At 71.9% G+C, this 18,385-nt stretch carries 16 protein-coding genes; 8 read left to right on the top strand and 8 right to left on the bottom strand.

What is annotated here, in order from left to right:
- Positions 1-183 precede the first annotated feature (183 nt).
- Positions 184-732 carry a pyridoxamine 5'-phosphate oxidase family protein gene (locus ABD297_RS16555; RefSeq protein WP_344256144.1) on the bottom strand — a complete coding sequence of 183 codons (549 nt, stop codon included), beginning with the start codon at positions 730-732 and terminating at the stop codon, positions 184-186.
- 248 nt (positions 733-980) lie between these two features.
- Complete coding sequence (locus ABD297_RS16550) at positions 981-2,828, bottom strand: DEAD/DEAH box helicase (RefSeq protein ID WP_344256143.1); 1,848 nt, start codon at positions 2,826-2,828, stop codon at positions 981-983.
- A 262-nt stretch (positions 2,829-3,090) separates the two neighbouring features.
- Between ABD297_RS16550 and ABD297_RS16545 the strand changes: the two genes are divergently transcribed.
- A complete protein-coding gene (locus ABD297_RS16545; RefSeq protein ID WP_344256142.1) occupies positions 3,091-3,831 on the top strand; it encodes a ferritin-like fold-containing protein in 741 nt (246 codons plus the stop codon).
- 160 nt (positions 3,832-3,991) lie between these two features.
- On the opposite strand, the gene ABD297_RS16540 is transcribed toward ABD297_RS16545, so the two are convergent.
- The 4 genes from ABD297_RS16540 to ABD297_RS16525 all read right to left on the bottom strand — a co-directional run bounded on the left by ABD297_RS16540 (position 3,992) and on the right by ABD297_RS16525 (position 5,954).
- Positions 3,992-4,258 carry a GlsB/YeaQ/YmgE family stress response membrane protein gene (locus ABD297_RS16540; protein WP_344256141.1) on the bottom strand — a complete coding sequence of 89 codons (267 nt, stop codon included), beginning with the start codon at positions 4,256-4,258 and terminating at the stop codon, positions 3,992-3,994.
- 191 nt (positions 4,259-4,449) lie between these two features.
- Complete coding sequence (locus ABD297_RS16535; protein ID WP_344256140.1) at positions 4,450-4,722, bottom strand: GlsB/YeaQ/YmgE family stress response membrane protein; 273 nt, start codon at positions 4,720-4,722, stop codon at positions 4,450-4,452.
- A gap of 228 nt (positions 4,723-4,950) precedes the next feature.
- Complete coding sequence (locus tag ABD297_RS16530; protein ID WP_344256139.1) at positions 4,951-5,172, bottom strand: DUF3107 domain-containing protein; 222 nt, start codon at positions 5,170-5,172, stop codon at positions 4,951-4,953.
- Positions 5,173-5,228: 56 nt separating this feature from the next.
- Positions 5,229-5,954, bottom strand: coding sequence for a TetR/AcrR family transcriptional regulator (locus ABD297_RS16525; protein ID WP_344256138.1), 726 nt, complete (start codon positions 5,952-5,954; stop codon positions 5,229-5,231).
- 102 nt (positions 5,955-6,056) lie between these two features.
- Here ABD297_RS16525 and moeB point away from each other — a divergent pair, with 102 nt between their 5' ends.
- The 5 genes from moeB to ABD297_RS16500 all read left to right on the top strand — a co-directional run bounded on the left by moeB (position 6,057) and on the right by ABD297_RS16500 (position 13,385).
- Positions 6,057-7,235 carry a molybdopterin-synthase adenylyltransferase MoeB gene (gene moeB, locus ABD297_RS16520; protein ID WP_344256137.1) on the top strand — a complete coding sequence of 393 codons (1,179 nt, stop codon included), beginning with the start codon at positions 6,057-6,059 and terminating at the stop codon, positions 7,233-7,235.
- Positions 7,236-7,245: 10 nt separating this feature from the next.
- A complete protein-coding gene (locus ABD297_RS16515) occupies positions 7,246-7,980 on the top strand; it encodes an MGMT family protein (protein WP_344256136.1) in 735 nt (244 codons plus the stop codon).
- 121 nt (positions 7,981-8,101) lie between these two features.
- Complete coding sequence (locus ABD297_RS16510) at positions 8,102-9,130, top strand: ABC transporter ATP-binding protein (protein WP_344256135.1); 1,029 nt, start codon at positions 8,102-8,104, stop codon at positions 9,128-9,130.
- On the top strand, positions 9,127-10,590 hold the full coding sequence (locus ABD297_RS16505) for an ABC transporter permease (RefSeq protein WP_344256134.1): 1,464 nt from the start codon (positions 9,127-9,129) through the stop codon (positions 10,588-10,590). The genes ABD297_RS16510 and ABD297_RS16505 overlap by 4 nt, the downstream gene beginning before the upstream one ends.
- A gap of 2 nt (positions 10,591-10,592) precedes the next feature.
- Positions 10,593-13,385, top strand: a complete 2,793-nt coding sequence (locus ABD297_RS16500; protein WP_344256133.1) for an alkaline phosphatase family protein — start codon at positions 10,593-10,595, stop codon at positions 13,383-13,385.
- A 97-nt stretch (positions 13,386-13,482) separates the two neighbouring features.
- On the opposite strand, the gene ABD297_RS16495 is transcribed toward ABD297_RS16500, so the two are convergent.
- Positions 13,483-14,793: an FUSC family protein gene (locus tag ABD297_RS16495; RefSeq protein WP_344256132.1), complete on the bottom strand. Its 1,311-nt coding sequence runs from the start codon at positions 14,791-14,793 to the stop codon at positions 13,483-13,485.
- Between the two features lie 167 nt (positions 14,794-14,960).
- Between ABD297_RS16495 and ABD297_RS16490 the strand changes: the two genes are divergently transcribed.
- Positions 14,961-15,389 (top strand): Fur family transcriptional regulator, encoded by a 429-nt coding sequence (locus tag ABD297_RS16490; RefSeq protein WP_344256131.1) that lies wholly within the window; start codon positions 14,961-14,963, stop codon positions 15,387-15,389.
- Positions 15,390-15,467: 78 nt separating this feature from the next.
- Positions 15,468-17,651: a catalase/peroxidase HPI gene (katG, locus tag ABD297_RS16485; protein ID WP_344256214.1), complete on the top strand. Its 2,184-nt coding sequence runs from the start codon at positions 15,468-15,470 to the stop codon at positions 17,649-17,651.
- Between the two features lie 100 nt (positions 17,652-17,751).
- Here the strand turns inward: katG and ABD297_RS16480 are convergent, their stop codons facing one another.
- Positions 17,752-18,303 (bottom strand): DUF1062 domain-containing protein, encoded by a 552-nt coding sequence (locus ABD297_RS16480; protein ID WP_344256130.1) that lies wholly within the window; start codon positions 18,301-18,303, stop codon positions 17,752-17,754.
- Between the last annotated feature and the right edge of the window lie 82 nt (positions 18,304-18,385).

The following is an 18,385-nucleotide window of genomic DNA, read 5'->3' as shown; positions in this document are numbered from 1 at the left end:
GCCCCCCGCGTCACCGAGGGCGTAGGGGAACGGCCGGGTCCCCTGGGGTCCCGGCCGTTCGCCGTCTGCCGGCAACACACCGAGCAGTGGTCAATGTCTGCGGCCGCAACCGGCGTGGTTGACGGCTGCTCGGGGTGTTGCGGTGGTTCGGGGTCAGGCGGGGGCGGAGGTCGCGGTGGCGGCCTAGGTGGGGTCGAGCGCGGGCAGGCCGTCGATGGACGTGGCGTTCTTCGTGGCCCGGTAGGTCGCCAGGCCCTCGTCGCCGTGGTTGTCGGCCCAGCGGGTCAGCAGGTCGCGGTCACCGTCGTGCGACATCAGCGGTACGGCATACCCGCACGAGTCCGACACGCGCTCGACATCGATCACCACGACGCCCCGAGCGCCGGCGTGGTCCGCGAACAGCTCACGGTAGGAGTCGATCTCGGCGTCGTCGAGGGCGAGGTGGCGGCCCCGGCCGTGCAGCCGCACGATGTTGGGCGCCCCCTCGAAGGCGCAGAACATGACCGTGATGCGGCCGTTCTCGCGCAGGTGGGCCACGGTCTCGGCGCCGCTCCCCGTGAGGTCGAGGTAGGCCACGGTGTGCTCGTCGACGACCGCGAAGGTGCCGTCGAGGCCCTTGGGGGAGAGGTTGACGTGACCATCGGCCGCGAGGGGCGCCGTCGCCACGAAGAAGAGGTGCTGCTTCTCGATGAAGGCGCGCAGGCGCCCGTCGATGCGGTCGTGGAGCTTCATCAGGGTCCTCCTCGGAGCCGGGTCCGGCTCCAGCGTAGGACCGGGCCGTGCGGCTGCGGCCGGCCGGCCTCAGCGTGGACGGCCCAGACGCGGACAGCCCAGACGCGGACGGCCCAGACGCGGACGAGCGACGACGAGCGGGCCGGGCAGCACGAAGGCCCGGGCCGGGGACACCGTCTGGTGCCACCCGACCCGGGCCCGTCACGTGCTGGGTGCGACGTCAGCCCCTGGGGCCGGACGTCGCGGCGTCACTCCGCCGTGGTGGTCGCGGGCGCCGACTCGCCGCGGCCAGAGCCGCTGCGACCCGAGCCGCCGCGGCGACGACGGCGCGGGGTGCGCGAGCCGCCCTCGCTGTCGGACGAGCCCTCGGACGAGCCCTCGGAAGGGGCCGACGGGGCCGAGCCCTCCTCGGTGCCGGTCGCGCCGGCGGCACCGGCAGCAGCGGCGCCGGCACCACGCGTGCGGCGGCGGTTGCGGCTGCGGCGGGGACGGCTCTCGCCGGCCTCGGTGGAGGACGACTCGCCCGGCTCGGCCGCATCTGCGGCGGCCTCGCGGCCCTCGCCGGAGCGACGGCGGTCGCCGCGCTCGCCACGGCCACCGCGGTCACGGTCGCCGCGCTCGCCGCGGTCACCACGGCCCGCACCGGCGCCGGACTTGCCGTGGCGCTTGCCGGTCTCGCCGAGGTCCTCGATCTCCTCGGCGCCGAGGCCCGCGAGCTTCTGCTGCGAGCGGCGCAGGCGCCCCTTGGCGTCGGTGGGGATGTCGAGGTCGGTGAAGAGGTGCTCGGAGCTGGAGTAGGTCTCCTGCGGCTCGGGGATGCCGAGGTCGAGCGTCTTGTTGATGAGCGCCCAGCGGTGCAGGTCGTCCCAGTCGACGAACGTCACCGCGACACCGGTGTTGCCGGCACGCGCCGTGCGACCGATGCGGTGAAGGTAGGTCTTCTCGTCCTCGGGGCACTGGTAGTTGATGACGTGCGTGACGTTCTCGACGTCGATGCCACGGGCCGCGACGTCGGTCGCGACGAGGATGTCGACCTTGCCGTTGCGGAAGGCGCGCAGCGCCTGCTCACGGGCGCCCTGGCCGAGGTCGCCGTGGATCGCAGCGGCGGCGAAGCCGCGCTCGACGAGCTCGTCGGCGACCTTGGCGGCGGTGCGCTTCGTGCGGCTGAAGATGATCGTCAGGCCACGGCCGTTGGCCTGAAGCATGCGCGAGAGCATCTCGACCTTGTCCATGGCGTGCGCGCGGTAGACGAACTGCTCGACGGCCTTGACCGTGTGGGCGTTCTCGTTCTCGTCGCCCATGGCGCGGATGTGCGTCGGCTGGGACATGTAGCGGCGCGCCAGGGCCACGATGGCCCCCGGCATGGTCGCGGAGAAGAGCATCGTCTGGCGCGACGCGGGCGTCAGCGACATCAGGGTCTCGACGTCGGGCAGGAAGCCGAGGTCGAGCATCTCGTCGGCCTCGTCGAGGACGACGGTGCGGGCCTGGGACAGGTCGAGGTGACCCTGCTTGGCCAGGTCGATGAGGCGCCCGGGCGTGCCCACGACGACCTCGACACCGGCCTTGAGGGCCTCGATCTGGGGCTCGTAGGCACGGCCGCCGTAGACGGTGAGCACGCGAACGCCGCGCTTGCGGCCGGCCCGCTCGAGGTCGCTCGCGACCTGGACGGCGAGCTCGCGCGTCGGGGCGACGGCGAGGGCCTGCGGCTTGCCGGGGCGAGCCTGGGCGTCGAAGCCGTCGTCGCCGCGGGCGAGGACGCGGTTGAGGATCGGCACGCCGAACCCGAGGGTCTTGCCCGTGCCGGTCTTGGCCTGGCCGATGATGTCGTGGCCGGCGAGGGCCACGGGCAGCGTCATCGCCTGGATGGGGAAGGGGTGGACGATCCCGTGCTCGGCCAGCGACTCGACGATGTCGGGGTGGACGTCGAAGTCCGCGAAGGTGAGCTCGACGGCCGGCTCTGCCGCGTTCTCGGCGCCGGTCTCGGCGGCGGTCTCGACGGCGGTCTCTGCGACGGGCTGGGCGGTCTCCGCGACAACGGTCTCGGGCGCGTCCGTGGTGACCCCCGCGTCGGCGGGGGTCTCGTGGGGCTGGGTCATGGGCATCTCTCGATCGGCACGAGCACCCCGGCGGTGCGGGAGCTCAGTGGCGCGTGACGGGCCGATCGGAGACTGTCAGGGACGGTGGGTGGCTCTCGCACGAGGTGATCCACGAGGTGGTCACTGTGCGGGCTCCACCGGTGCGCGGGGAGTCCGCGAGCACCATCTGGGCAAACCAACGGGCCGACCGGGCACCGAGTTGTCCGGCTCAGTCTACCGGCAAGGGGGCAGAACGCCCGAACTCCTTCACTAGATTGGGCGCATGAGCGAGGACGCGGCGCCCGAGAACACCGACCAGACGACCGACCGGACGGCCGATGAGGTGACCGAGGAGGAGGGCGCCGAGCCGGGCTACCTCGCCGCCGTCACCGACCTTCTCGGGGCGCTGGCCTACGGCGAGCTGCGCGCCTTCAGCCAGCTGGCCAAGGACGCCGAGCTGGCGCCGACCCTGCGCCACAAGTCGGCGCTCGCGGTCCTGGCCGCGCACGAGCTGCGCAACTACTCGGTGCTGACCGAGCGCCTCCAGTCCCTCGGCGTCGAGCCGGAGACCGCGATGGAGCCGTTCGTCCCCGCCGTGGACGCCTTCCACGAGCGCACGAGCGCCTCCGACTGGCTCGAGGGCCTCGTCAAGGCCTACGTCGGGGAGGGCATCGCACAGGACTTCTACCGCGAGATCTCGCGCTACGTCGACGAGGACACCCGCGCCCTCGTCGTCAGCGTGCTCGAGGACACCGGGCAGGCCGAGTTCGCCGTCACCGTCGTGCGTGAGGCGATCTCCGCCGAGCCTCGGCTCGCCGGTCGCCTGGCGCTGTGGGGCCGTCGCCTCGTCGGCGAGGCCATCACGCAGGCCCAGCGCGTCGGCGTCGAGCGCGACGCCCTCGCCAGCATCCTCGTCGGCGCCCCCGGCCGGGCCGGCGCCGACCTCGCCGAGCTGGGCCGGATGTTCGCCCGCCTCACCGACGAGCACTCCCGCCGCATGGAGCGACTCGGCCTGTCGGCCTGACCGAGGGCGGATGCCGTCCGTCCGGCCCCCGCGGGCGCGCTCACGCCCACCGGACGCAGCACACGGCATACGCCCTCGGTGGCGTGCAGCCGAGGGCGGTCCGCCCGGGACACGACGAAGAGCCCGACCAGGTGGTCGGGCCCTTCGGTCGCTGCGTCGGTCAGACCGACTTGTGGCTCATGCGGCCGTAGAGAACGATGATGATCGCCGCCACGATGGCGCCGAGGATCAGCGGGATCCAGGCGATGCCGCCGCCGCTGTTGGAGTAGCCGAGCTGGCGCACGACGAACGTCACGATGACGTTGGCGACGATGCCGATGAGGATCGTCACGACGATCGAGATGTTCTGCTTGCCGGGCAGGATGAGCCGACCGAGCGCGCCGATGATGGCGCCGACGATGATGGCTCCGATGATGGTGCTGACCATGTGTCACAGCTCCTTCTGGTCACCGGGGTGACCGTTTGATCCGCGAGGGGTGCGGACGAGTACGTGCAACGAGTTCAATGTCCCACCGCTTGGGGCGGGAGTGGTGGATGTGGCGGGTCCCATTTCCACGGGATTCCGCCCATCGGGGGACGAAGGTGACGAGTGCCGCGACGCGGCGCCCGCCCGGAGTCTCAGCGCGTCTGCCGGTTGCCGGTGATCATGCCGTAGCCGACGATGAGCGCGGCCGCGACGACGACCCCGATGAGGCCCGAGATCCAGTCGATCCCCTTGGTGTCGCTGACTCCGGTCGCCTTGTAGTAGATGAAGGCCCCGATGAGCGAACCGATGGCGCCGAGCACCACCGTGAGCAGGACGCCGATGTGCTGCCTGCCCGGGAGCACCAGTCGGGCCAGCGGTCCCACGATCGCACCCGCCACGAGGGCGGCAAGGATGGTTCCGATCATCTCGGTGCCTCCTCCTTCGTGCCCGCGATGCGGGCGGCGACGACCCGGCGGTTCCGGCTCGTTCTCCCACCTTGTACCCAGCCTGCCCCCAGCAGCCACACCCGGCCGCGCGGGAGGACGACGGAGGCCGCCGATCCGCGATGGATCGGCGCCCTCCGTCACGACGCCGTCACGCCGAGGTGCGACGTGAGCGCGTGCTCCCTTGCGGGAGAGCTGTTCTCGTGCCAGTCAGTGGGCGCCGAACCCGACGCCACTCTTGCGCTCGGCACCCGTCGTCACGTAGCCGATCGACACGGACGGGACGATGACGCGCCCGCCCTTGTCGTCGACGAGCTCGAGGACGTCGGACCCGAGTGCTGCCTTGACGGCGGCGTGGATCTCGTCGGACGACTGCGTCGTCTCGAAGGTGATCTCGCGCGCCACGTTCTGCACGCCGATGCGGACCTCCACGTCAAACCTGCTTTCTCAGTTCTGGTGGACGCGGTCGACCGCGCCCTGTCGTCACCTTAACCAGCGGGCGTGCCGACGGATTCCCTGGCCGTGCCGCCGGGCCTGTCGCCCTCGACGGTCTCGGTGGTCTCGACGGTCTCGGCGGTCTCGCTCCTGCCGTCCGCGCGCCCGACGAGCGGGAAGGCCCCGAAGCCGCGTCGGATGAGGGCTGCCGTGATCCGCACGGCCGTCTCCTTGGACAGCCTCGCCTCGTGGGTCAGCCAGTGGCGCGCCGACGTCTGGGCCAAGCCGACGAAGGCGACGCCGACGAGGACCGCCTCCTCCTGGTCCATCGAGGTCTCGCTGCGGATGATCGTCGCCATCGCCTCCGCGCACGTGAGGTCGATCTGGTCGAGGCGCTTGCGCACCTCCGGCTCGTTGGCGAGGTCGGACTCGAAGATGAGCCGGAAGGCCGCACCCTCCTGGCCGACGAAGTCGAAGTAGGCGCGCGTCATCGTGTTGATGCGCGACTTGTTGTCCGAGAGCGCGAGGGCGTCGCGGACGAGCTGCTCGAGCTCCCCCGTGTGCTGGTCGATGAGCGCGAGGTAGAGCTCGAGCTTGCCCGGGAAGTGCTGGTAGAGCACGGGTTTGGACACGCCGGCCCGAGCGGCGATGTCGTCCATCGCCGCCGCGTGGTAGCCGTTCTCGACGAACACCCCGAGCGCGGCGTCGAGCAGCTGGGCGCGCCGCTCGGAGCGGGGCAACCGCTGGCCGCGGCCTGGCGGGGTCGTGTCGTCTGCCATGCGGATCCTCTTCGGGTCTGGGCGCGTTGCTCGTCGGTCCGTGCCGTCCGCCCTCGCAGACGACCGTGTCCGTCTCACCATACCGAGCAGTACGGTGAGGGCATGCCGACGGATCCGCTGGTCAAGACGGGTCGCGCCCTCAGCACGGCCGAGACGACGAGGTACGCCCGTCACCTGCTGCTGCCCGACGTCGCCCGCGACGGCCAGGAGCGCCTCGCCGCCGCGCGGGTGCTCGTCGTCGGTGCCGGCGGTCTGGGTTCGCCCGCACTGCTCTACCTCGCCGCCGCCGGCGTGGGCACCATCGGTGTCGTCGACGCCGACGTGGTCGACCTGACCAACCTGCACCGGCAGGTCATCCACTCCGACGCCGACATCGGGCGCCCCAAGACGGAGTCCGCCGAGGCAGCCGTGCACCGGGTCAACCCGCACGTCACCGTCGAGCGCCACGACGTCGCGCTCGACTCCTCCAACGCCCTCGAGATCATCGGCCGCTACGACCTCGTCGTGGACGGCACCGACAACTTCCCGACGCGCTACCTCGTCAACGACGCCTGCGTCCTGCTCGGCAAGCCCCACGTCTGGGGCTCGATCCTGCGTTTCGACGGCCAGGTCTCGGTGTGGTGGGCCGGCCAGGGGCCCTGCTACCGCTGCGTCTTCCCCGAGCCGCCCCCGCCGGGGTCCGTGCCGAGCTGCGCCGAGGGCGGCGTGCTGGGCGTGCTCTGCGCGGCCATCGGGTCGGTCCAGTCCACCGAGGCGATCAAGCTGCTCCTCGGCATCGGCGAGCCCCTGGTCGGGCGCCTCATGGTGCACGACGCGTTGCGCCAGACGTGGGACACGCTGACCGTGCGGGCCGACCCGCAGTGCCCCGTCTGCGGAGACGAGCCGACCGTCACGGAGCTCATCGACTACGTCGAGTTCTGCGGCGTGCCGGGCGCGGCCGCCCACGACGAGGGCGACCTGCCGACGGTCACCGTCCGCGAGATGGCCGACGAGCTCGCAGCCGAACGGCCGCCGCTCCTCGTCGACGTCCGAGGGGACGAGGAGCGGGCCATCGCCTCGATCCCCGGCGCGGTCGCGATCCACCTCGACCGCTTCCGTTCCGGCGAGGCCTTCGACGAGCTGCCCACCGACAGAAGGGTGCTCATCCACTGCAAGGTCGGCGGACGGTCGGCCGAGGCCACTCGTCTGGCGCTGCGCGCAGGGCTCACCGACGTCGCGAACGTCGAGGGCGGCATACTCGCCTACCTCCGGGAGATCGACCCGAGCCAGCCCGAGTACTGAGAGGACGCCCGTGTCGCTGGAGGACCACGCCGAGCGGGTGCTCGACCTCGTCGCCACCATCCCCGAGGGACGGGTGCTCGCCTACGGCGACATCGCCAAGCGCCTCGGTGGGATGGGCCCACGGACGGTCGGCACGGTGATGAGCCGCTACGGCTCCGACCTGCCGTGGTGGCGCGTCATCCGTTCCGACGGGCGCCCACCGCAGGGGCTCGAGGACGAGGCGTTCGAGCACTGGCGCGCCGAGGGGACGCCGATGGTCGGCGGGCTCGTCGAGGGCGGACGGGCCGACATGCCGGCTGCCAGGTGGGACTTCGGGGGAGCGGCGTCCCCGGCCGCGGCAGGAGCCGGTCCTCGTGGCGGCCTGCACCACGTCGAGATCTGGGTCGACGACATCGCCGCGGCGGGGCGCGAGTGGGGCTGGCTGCTCGGCCGCCTCGGCTACCACCTCGGCGACGACTGGGGCCACGGGCAGGCGTGGGAGCTCGGCTCGCTCTACGTCGTCCTCGAGGCCGGACCCGACGTCGTCCCCGGACGCCACGAGCGCACGCGGGCAGGGCTGAACCACCTTGCCTTCCATGGTGGTTCACGTGCCGAGGTCGATGCGATCGCCGAGAGCTGCGCCGACGGCGGGTGGACGCTGATGTTCGCCGACACGCACCCGTATGCCGGGGGGCCGCAGCACTATGCCGCCTACCTCGAGAGCGGCGAAGGGTTCGAGGTCGAGGTCGTGGCGCCCGACCTGTAGGTCGCCCCGACCGTCGTCTGCCTGGGCGAAATGTGACGTTTGCCGAGGGTTCAGCCTCCCGCCGCCCCCGGCCCTCCGAGCCTCTCTAGCGTCGTCGTCGTTCGACGATCTGGAGGACCGCATGGAGAGCTCGGCCGCAGTCCGCTCCCGCAGCACGACGAAGTACTTCGGCGACGTGGTCGCCCTCGACGGTGTCGACCTCGACATCCCCCTCGGCCAGGTGCACGGCCTGGTCGGCCCCAACGGTGCCGGCAAGACGACGCTGCTCGGCCTGCTCCTCGGGCTCTCCGTCGCCGACCGGGGCACCCTCGAGATCCTCGGCGCCCCCGTCGACCGGGTGCTGGGCACTCCCGCAGGCGTCGCCGGGTTCCTCGACGGTCCCGGCCTCTACCCGTCACTGACCGCGCGGCAGAACCTCGCGGCGCTCGCCTCGCTCCGCGGGCACCGGTCGGACCGGTCGCGCGAGGTCGACGAGGCCCTCGAGCAGGTCGGCCTCAGTGACGTCGGCGACGAACGGCCCCGCGGCTTCTCGCTGGGGATGCGCCAGCGGCTCGGCCTCGCCGCCGCCCTGCTGACCCGCCCTCGGCTGCTGGTGCTCGACGAGCCGTCCAACGGCCTCGATCCCGCAGCCAAGCGCCACATCCACCGACTGCTCGGCGAGCTCGCTGCCGCCGGAGCGACCGTGGTCGTCTCCAGCCACCACATGGACGACGTCGCCGCCCTGTGCTCCGAGGTCACGCTGCTGTCGAACGGGCGGGTCGTGTTCTCCGGGCCGGTCGAGAAGCTCGCGGCCGAGAGCGGACGCCTCGACTACCGGGTCGCGACCTCGGACCCCGTGGTCGCCCGCCGTGTCGTGACGGAGACTCCGGGACTCGAGCTGGTCACGGATCCGGACGGCCTGCGGCCCGAGGACGACGTCGTGGTCGCGCGCGGCCCCGTCAGCGCCGTGGACGAGCTCGTCGTCCGGCTCGTGGGCGCCGGTGTGGCCGTCCGCGGCCTCGGCCCGACCGTGACGCCCCTCGAGGCGGCGTTCCTCGCCCTGACAGACGCGGCGACGCCAACGGCCCCGGCGACCCCGGCGACGCCGGCGACGCCGGCGCATGACCAGACCTCGCCGACCGTGCCCGCTCCCGCCGGAGGTGCCCGATGAGCCCGACGTCCGCGACCGTGTCCGCCTCGGCCCCCACGCCGGCGACAGACCCAGCACGCACCCCCGCAGGCGGCCCGGGTGCGGCCCCGGCGCATCCGTCTCCCGAGGGCGCCGGGCGCCCCGCCCGACCCGCGGCGCTCGCGCCGGTGCTGCGCTTCGAGCTCGTCAAGCTGCTCACCCTGTGGCGCGTCCGGGTCGTGCTGCTGGCCTGCTGGGTGACGCCGGCCGCCTTCATCGTCGCCGTCGGCCAGCAGAGCGCGCTGCCGAGCGACACGGTCTTCGGTCGCTGGATGTTCGCCACCGGCTGGGCCGGCTCGCTCGTGGTGCTCGGCTTCGCCTCCACCTGGGCGCTGCCGTTGCTGACCGCGCTCGTGGCCGGTGACGTCTTCGCTGCCGAGGACCGGCTGGGCACGTGGCGCCACCTCCTCATGGCGGTGCGGTCACCGCGTCGCATCTTCGCGGCCAAGGCCCTCGCCAGCACTGCGGTGATCCTGGCGATGGAGGTCGGTCTCGCCGTCTCGAGCATCGGCGGCGGCCTGGCCGTGATGGGTGACCGGGAGCTCGTCGGCCTCACCGGCCAGATCATCGACCCGGGGCAGAGTGCCCGCCTGGTGCTGCTCGCCTGGGCCTGCGCCATCGTCGCGTCCCTCGCGTTCGCCGCCGTGGGCCTGCTCGGGTCGGTCGCCCTCGGGCGCTCACCCATGGGCCTGCTCCTGCCGGCGATCCTCGCCTTCGTGCTGCAGGCGGCGCAGCTGCTGCCGCTGCCCGCTGCCGTCCGTCTCGCCCTGCCGAGCCAGGGGTTCCTCTCCTGGCGTGGCCTCTTCACCGAGCCGCCGCAGACGGGACCCCTGCTCGTCGGGGTCCTCGTCAGCGTCGCGTGGGTGCTCGTCGCCACGGCGCTGGCCCTGCGGGTCTTCGTGCGCCGGGACTTCACCGACGTCGCCTACGACGGTCCCGGGCGCCGGTCACTGGCGGTCGGCGCGCTCCCCGTGGCTGCCCTGGCCGCCGTCAGCATCGCCGTCGTCGCGGTGGTGACGCCCGCCGACGGCTCGGGGATCGACCGCGCCAAGGTCGAGAGCTCGCTCGCCGCCTCGTTCGCCCACCTCTACCGGCTCCAGTCCCGCGAGCTGCACCGCCCCGACGTGACCGAGGAGCAGCTGCGCGTGACCGCGGCGTGCTACCGGGGCGGGTCGCCGGGCGACGACGAGGGCGCAGGCAACGACTGGCGCTGTGCCGTGTCGTGGCACATCCCCGGTGCCACCGCCGTCGGCACGGCCCTCTACCAGCTCGACGTGGCCGCCGAAGGGCGCTACGTCGCTGACGGGGACGGCCCGAAGGAAGTGAACGGCTACTTCCAGGTGCGGACCCCCAGCGGGGACGCGGCCAACCCCCTGTGGCAGATCGACAGCCTCGTCGACCTGTCCTCGAGCAGTACCTCCAGCAGTACCTCGAAAGGATGATCATGCAGGTCACTCGTCAACGGCTCTCCGGCTCCGGCTCGGCTCCTGAGCGCCGTCGCACCACCCGCAGGGTCCGTGTCGCCGCGGCCGGTACCGCGGCCCTGACCATCGTCGGTGGCGGCATCGCCACCGCCGCCACCGGGGGCTTCGGCAACCACACCGTCGGCACGGAGTACGCCAACGGGCTCCAGGTCTCCGACAACCAGGTCATCAAGCCCATCGGTGACCGGATCATGACCCAGTACGGCAAGTTCATGGGCTCGACGGTCAGCGCCGACGGTCGCTTCCTCGCCGCGAGCAGCGCCGACAAGAGCGTCGTGCTCCAGGTGTTCGACCTGGCCGCAGGCAAGCTGATCTACCGGGTCGGCAAGGCCGCCGGGGTCGACCAGAAGCTGACCGACGGCAGCGTGGGCCAGGAGGGCCCGACCTACTCGCCCGACGGCAAGTTCCTCTGGCTCTCCCAGCAGGACGCCCTGACCCGTTTCCCGGTCAACGCCGACGGCACGCTCGGGACCGCGACCCGCTTCCCGCTCCCCCAGGAGGGCGGCAAGTCCGCGCTGCCCGGCAAGTCGGTCTACTCGCCCGACGGCTCGACGCTCTACGTCGCCGTCAACGGCCAGAACACCGTCGTGGCCCTCGACCCGGCTACCGGCGCCGTCAAGCAGACCTGGCACGTCGGCACCGCCCCCAGGCACCTGACGTTCGTCGGCGGCAAGCTCTACGTCAGCAACGAGGGAGGCCGGCAGGCCAAGCCCGGTGAGCCGACGATCAACTCCTACGGCACCGACGTCCCGGCCGACCCCTACCTCGGCACCACGACGACGGGCACGGTCAGCGTCATCGACACCGCCGCCCCGTCCTCGGCCGTCCGGTCGATCGACGTCGGGCTGCACCCGACCGCGATGTATGCCGCGGGCAACGCCCTCTTCGTGGCCAACACCAACAGCGACACGGTGTCGGTCGTCGACACCCGCAAGGACGCCGTCGTCCAGACCATCGCGACGCAGCCGTGGCCCAAGGCCAAGGTCGGCTACGAGCCCACCGGCATCGCGCTGACCAAGGACGGCCGCCTGCTCGTCACCCTGGGCCGCGCCAACGCGGTCGCCGTCTACCGCTACGCCGGCACGCCGCAGGCGCCGGTGAGCTACGTCGGTCTGCTGCCGACCGACTACTACCCCTCGGACGTGGCCACGGTCGGCAACCGCGTCGTCGTCACCAACACCCGCGGCATCGACGCGCGCGGCCCGGCGATCACCACCAACAAGGGTTACGGCGTGCCGGTCGTGAGCGGACACGACACGCACAGCACGACCGCGTCCCTCACGAGCTTCACGATGCCGAGCGACAAGGCGATCGACCGCTACACCGCGACGGTCTTCGCCCAGAACGACTGGGGTCACGACGACGTCAAGCAGGCCGAGGGCAAGCGCGCCAAGGCCGTGCCCGTCCCGGTCCGGCTCGGCGACCCGTCGACGATCAAGCACGTCTTCATGATCGTCAAGGAGAACCGGACCTACGACCAGGTCTACGGCGACGACAGCCGCGGCAACGGCGACCCCTCGCTCGTGCAGTTCGGCCAGAAGGTCACCCCCAACCAGCACGCGCTGGCCAAGCAGTTCGGCCTCTACGACAACCTCTACGACATCGGCACCAACTCGGCCGAGGGCCACAACTGGCTCATGCAGGGTGACAACCCGGAGTACACCGAGTCCAGCGCGGGCGAGTACGTGCGCAGCTATGACACGGAGGACGACGCCCTCGGGCACCAGCGCTCCGGATTCCTCTGGACCGCAGTGCAGTCCGCGGGCAAGACCGCCCGGAACTACGGCGAGTTCACCCAGTTCCTCACCAAGCCGGCCGGTGCGACGTGGCAGAAGTACTACTGCACCGCCAAGCAGGTCGAGGCCGGCGGCGACCCCAGCGCGCTGACGGACCCCTCGGTCAAGTCGGACACGCAGTCGCCGATCCCGTCGCTCAACGCGATCACCCAGCACGACTACCCGAAGTTCGACGTCAACATCCCCGACATCTACCGCTTCCAGCTCTGGAAGCAGCACTTCGAGAAGGAGGGTCCGGCCAACTTCAACATGCTGTGGCTCTCCAGCGACCACACCGGCGGCGCCCCGGACGCCCGGGCGCAGGTGGCCGACGGTGACCTCGCCGTGGGCAAGGTCGTCGACGAGATCTCGCACAGCAAGTACTGGAAGGACTCGGCGATCTTCGTCGTCGAGGACGACAGCCAGGACGGTGCCGACCACGTCGACGGGCACCGTGCCCCCGTGCAGGTCATCAGCCCCTGGGCCCAGCACGGCAAGGTCGACAGCACCTACTACTCGCAGATCAACATGGTGCGCACCATCGAGCAGATCCTCGGCGCGCAGCCGCTCAACCAGAAGCTCGCCGCGGCGACGCCGATGTTCGACGCGTTCCAGTCCAAGCCGGACCTGACGCCCTTCACCACGCTGCCCAACCAGATCCCGCTCACCGAGCAGGTCAACCCGGCACCCGAGTGCGGCCAGGACACCACGCCTGCGACGAGCGGCGCTGCGGCGCAGCCGAGCTCGGCCCAGGTCCCGGCATCCGAGAAGGCCGTCGCGGCGCAGTGGGAGGCCTGGCGCGTCAAGCAGGGCTTCAACGGCAGCAACCCCTCGCCCGACACCGCGAGCCCGGAGCTGATGAACCGGTTCACGTGGTACCAGGCGCACAACTGGGCCGCCCCCTACCCGGGCGACTCGAAGATCTACACGCCGTCGCAGGTCCCGGGCGGCTACGTCCCCAGCGCCGACGGTCAGTGACTTTTCGGCAGGGAAAGGCGTGAGCGTGCGGGCCGGTCGACGGATGTCGGCCGGCCCGCACGTCTGTGCTGCGTCACCGTCGTCGCCGTCTGCCCGGTCAGCCCCGCCGGCGTGGTCGGCCGCCGTCGCGCCTCAGGCCGCGGGGGTAGGGGCGGTCCGGGTGGGGGAGCACGTCGTGCACGATGCGCGGCAGCTGGGCCAGCGGGCGACGCTGCTGCTCCTCCTTCCACTGCTGGTGCACCCGGGCGCGGTCCTCGAGGTCGAGCCGGGCCAGGACCTGCTCGACCGCGGCGAGGATCGAGCCGCGCAGCAGCCACGACGAGGTGTCCTCGCGGGCCCGCACGAGGATGAGCTCGGTGAGGATGGCCTGGGTCTCGCGGAGGATGTCGAGGCTTGTCGCCAGGGCCTGCTCGGTGTCCTTCTCGCGGCCCTCGGACTCGGCGATGACGAAGCCGCCGAAGGCGCGCAGGGTGTCGGCGCTGTCGTGCAGCACGACGGCGAACGCCGAGCGCACCTCGTCACCGTAGGGGTCCTCGGGCGCGCCCTCGGGCGGCAGCTCGGCGAGGAGCAGGGTGAACAGTGCCCGGATGGCGAGCAGGCAGTGCTCGAAGGTGTCGAGCGCCGAGGCCAGGACGGGCTCGACGTCGACGGTGCCGAGGGCGCGCGGGTTGAACCGGCGGCTGTCCCTCAGGTGGCCGATGGTCTCGGTGGCGCGCGCGACCTCGCGGTTGGCCGAGCGCACCCGGTCGATCCACTCCGTGACCTGGTCGCGGGTCACGGGCCCGCTCTCGAGGGCCTCGGCCGCGTTGTCGAGGGCGGAGGCCGCCGCCTCGACGACGCGCAGCAGGGCCTGCCTCGCCTGACCGATCGGCATGGCGGGCGGGTAGACGACGCTGAACGCCACTCCGACGGCGGCACCGATGAGGGTGTTGAGGATTCGCGTCTCGGACGCGATGTCGTGGTTGCTCACGCCGAGGATGAGCATGGCGCTGATGGGTGTCTCGAGGGCCTGCTCGCCGAGGCGCAGCACCTTGGCCAGCAGCAGGGACGCGGCGATGGCCGCCGCGAGGCTCCACCAGGTCAGGCCGATCCACGTCGACAGCAGCGTCGCGACGAGGATGCCGGAGAGCACCGCGCCCACCCGCACGGCACTCATCTTGATCGTCGAGAAGGCCGAGGCCTGGACGACGAGCAGGGCGGTCAGGGGTCCGGTGAGGTCGGGCGTCCCCGGGGTGACCAGCTGGGAGATGACGTAGGCGGCCACCGCGGCCGCCGTGAGACGGAACACGGTGCCCAGCGTCGGTCGCAGCCGCGTCGGCACCTCGCGCCACGTCGCGGGGTGGCCGGGCCAGGCCCATGCGGCCAGATGGCGCCAGGGGGACTCCCGGAAGCCGTTCTCTGGTGACATGCGCCGCCCTCGGGTGTGCGATGTGGTGCCGAGTCCGGGCGGCGCGGTCGCGCCTCGCCGCCCCGTGCGCATCGTACGAGAAGGAGGGTCGGTCCCGCCGGAGCGCGACGTGCGCGGAGTCCGTCACAAGACTTGATTGTTTCCAGAAAGCGGGACAGACTCGGACCATGCCCGAGTCCGCCGTGGAGGTGCAGCTGCGCGAGTCGGGCCTGCGCGTCACCCGCCAGCGGGTCGCGGTCCTCACGGTCCTGCACGACCACCCGCACACCGACACCGACACCGTCATCCGGCGCGTCCGCGAGGTGGCGGGGGACGTCTCGCACCAGGCCGTCTACGACGCGCTGCGCGCGCTCACCGACGCCGGCCTCGTGCGCCGCATCCAGCCGACGGGCTCCGTCGCCCGCTACGAGGTGCGCGTCGGGGACAACCACCACCATGTCGTATGCCGTTCGTGCGCGGCCATCGCCGACGTCGACTGCGCCGTGGGCGAGGCTCCCTGCCTCACGGCATCCGACACCCATGGCTTCCTCATCGACCAGGCCGAGGTGACGTACTGGGGACTGTGTCCCGCGTGCGCTGCCGCGGCCGTCTCCTGATTGCCCACCCGAAGAAGAGAAGGACGTCCCGTGTCTGAGCAGCAGCACACCGCCAAGCCTGACGCCGAAGTCGGCGAGATGAACGAGCCCGAGGCCGCCCAGTGCCCCGTGGCCCACGACCGCTCGACCCGCCCCGCGGGCACGAGCAACGAGGACTGGTGGCCCAACCGCCTCAACCTCAAGGTGCTCGCCAAGAACCCCGCGGTCGCCAACCCGCTCGGTGAGGACTTCGACTACGCCGCGGCCTTCAACAGCATCGACCTCGCCGCCGTCAAGGCCGACATCGAGGCCGTCCTGACCGACTCCCAGGACTGGTGGCCGGCGGACTTCGGGCACTACGGCCCCTTCATGATCCGCATGGCGTGGCACAGCGCCGGCACCTACCGCGTGCAGGACGGCCGCGGCGGCGCCGGGGCCGGCCAGCAGCGCTTCGCACCGCTCAACTCCTGGCCCGACAACGGCAACCTCGACAAGGCGCGCCGGCTGCTCTGGCCGGTCAAGAAGAAGTACGGCCAGAAGCTCTCCTGGGCCGACCTGATCGTCCTGACGGGCAACGTCGCGCTCGAGTCGATGGGCTTCCGGACGTTCGGTTTCGGTGGCGGTCGCGAGGACGTCTGGGAGCCGGACGCCGACGTCTACTGGGGCTCGGAGTCCGAGTGGCTCGGCGACGAGCGCTACACCGGTGACCGTGACCTCGAGAACCCCCTCGCCGCCGTGCAGATGGGCCTGATCTACGTCAACCCCGAGGGCCCCAACGGCAAGCCCGACCCGCTCGCTGCCGCCCGCGACATCCGCGAGACGTTCGCGCGCATGGCGATGAACGACGAGGAGACCGTCGCCCTCATCGCCGGCGGCCACACGTTCGGCAAGACGCACGGCGCCGCCGACCCGCTGAAGTACGTCGGCAAGGAGCCCGAGGCCGCCGGCCTCGAGGAGCAGGGCCTCGGCTGGAGGCAGTCCTTCGGCTCCGGCAAGGGCAAGGACGCCATCACCTCCGGCCTCGAGGTCACGTGGACCCCCACGCCGACGCAGTGGGGCCAGGGCTTCTTCGACATGCTCTTCGGCTACGAGTGGGAGCTCTCCCAGAGCCCGGCCGGCGCGAACCAGTGGGTCGCCAAGGACGCCGAGGCGATCATCCCCGCCCCCGACGAGGGCGGCGCCAAGCGACTGCCCACGATGCTGACGACCGACCTGTCGCTGCGGGTGGACCCGGCATACGAGAAGATCTCCCGGCGCTTCCACGAGAACCCGGCCGAGTTCGCCGACGCCTTCGCGCGCGCGTGGTTCAAGCTGACCCACCGCGACATGGGTCCGGTCGAGCGCTACCTCGGCCCCGAGGTGCCGCAGGAGGAGCTGCTCTGGCAGGACCCGCTGCCCGCCGCGACGGGTGAGCCGATCGGCGCCCACGACGTCGCGACGCTCAAGCAGGCCATCGCCGACTCCGACCTCACCGTCACGCAGCTCGTCAAGGCCGCGTGGGCGTCCGCGTCGACGTTCCGCAGCAGCGACAAGCGCGGCGGCGCCAACGGTGCTCGGGTGCGCCTCGAGCCGCAGAGCGGCTGGGACGTCAACGACCCCGCCGAGCTGGCCGCGACCCTGCGCACCCTCGAGGGCATCCAGGCCGACTTCAACGGCCGCGGCGGGGCCACGGTCTCGCTCGCCGACCTCATCGTCCTCGGCGGCAACGTGGCGGTCGAGCAGGCCGCTGCTGCAGGCGGGGTCACCGTCGAGGTGCCCTTCCGCGCGGGCCGCGTCGACGCCTCGCAGGAGCAGACGGACGTCGAGTCGTTCGGCTACCTCGAGCCGCACCACGACGGCTTCCGCAACTACGTCGGCAAGCCGGGTCGTGTGCCGGCCGAGTACCTCCTGGTGGACCGCGCCAACCTGCTCGGCCTCTCGGCCCCGCAGATGACGGTCCTCGTCGGCGGACTGCGCGTCCTCGGCGCCAACACGGGCGGCTCGAGCACCGGCGTGCTCACCGACCGCGTCGGCACCCTCAGCAACGACTTCTTCGTCAACCTCCTCGAGCTCGGTACGACGTGGACGGCCGTGGGCGAGGGTGCCGACGAGTTCACCGCGACCAACGCCGCCGGCGAGCAGACGTGGACCGGCAGCCGGGTCGACCTGCTCTTCGGCTCCAACTCCGAGCTGCGCGCCCTCGCCGAGGTCTACGCCAGCGACGACGCCAAGGAGAAGTTCGTCCGCGACTTCGTCGCCGCGTGGTCCCAGGTCATGGAGGCCGACCGCTTCGACCGGTCGTGAGCTGAGCACGCCGATCGGGCCCGGGACGAGCAGGTATGCCGTCCCGGGCCCGACGCGCGCCCGTGGGCGCCCGATCACGCTGGGCCCGAGGGGCCGCCGCTCACCGCCTCAGCGTGAAGGCGAAGTCGCTCGCGCGCCTGGCGTGAAGCGGGACCGTCGACACGAGGTCGCCCGCCACGAGCAGGCGCTCCACCTCGGCCCGGGGGAGCGCGAGGCCCTCGGCGACGAGCCGCACCGGCCGCACCGGGATGCGTGCGGCGAAGCGCACCCGCACATCGACGCAGGCGGCGGGATCTCGGTGCTGCGGCGGGCCGGTGTCGAGCCGCCAGGCGCCGTCCCAGTCGAGGGCGATGCGGTTGCGTCGCAGGACGGTCCCGTCCTGCAGCACCTGCGCCGCGAGACGGGGGTCGTTGTGGTGCAGGCGGTCGAGCAGCTCCTGCCTGACGGAGCGGACGTGGGTCCGCTCGAACACGGTCAGCTTGGTCGTGTCGCCGCACCCCTCGCAGAGCGCGAGGAGCCAGGCGTCGAGGAGCTTGTGGTTGGCGTTGACGCGGAACTTGCCGGTCGTGCGGAAGCGGTTCCCGGTGCACGCGTGGCACCGGCGGACGACCCTGGGCAGGCAGGTGGGCACGACGGCCCAGTGAGTGGGCACGGAGAGGAACCGGTTTCCTGTGAGGAGTTCGAAGGCAGAAGGAGCACGGCGCGCGGGCGCCGTACGACGGTTCAGCGGTCGA

Origin of the sequence: Terrabacter carboxydivorans (genome assembly GCF_039532035.1) — a bacterium.
GTDB classification, from domain to species: domain Bacteria; phylum Actinomycetota; class Actinomycetes; order Actinomycetales; family Dermatophilaceae; genus Terrabacter; species Terrabacter carboxydivorans.
Note: the sequence above shows the minus strand (reverse complement) of the source record. Positions and strands in the feature narration are given on the sequence as shown.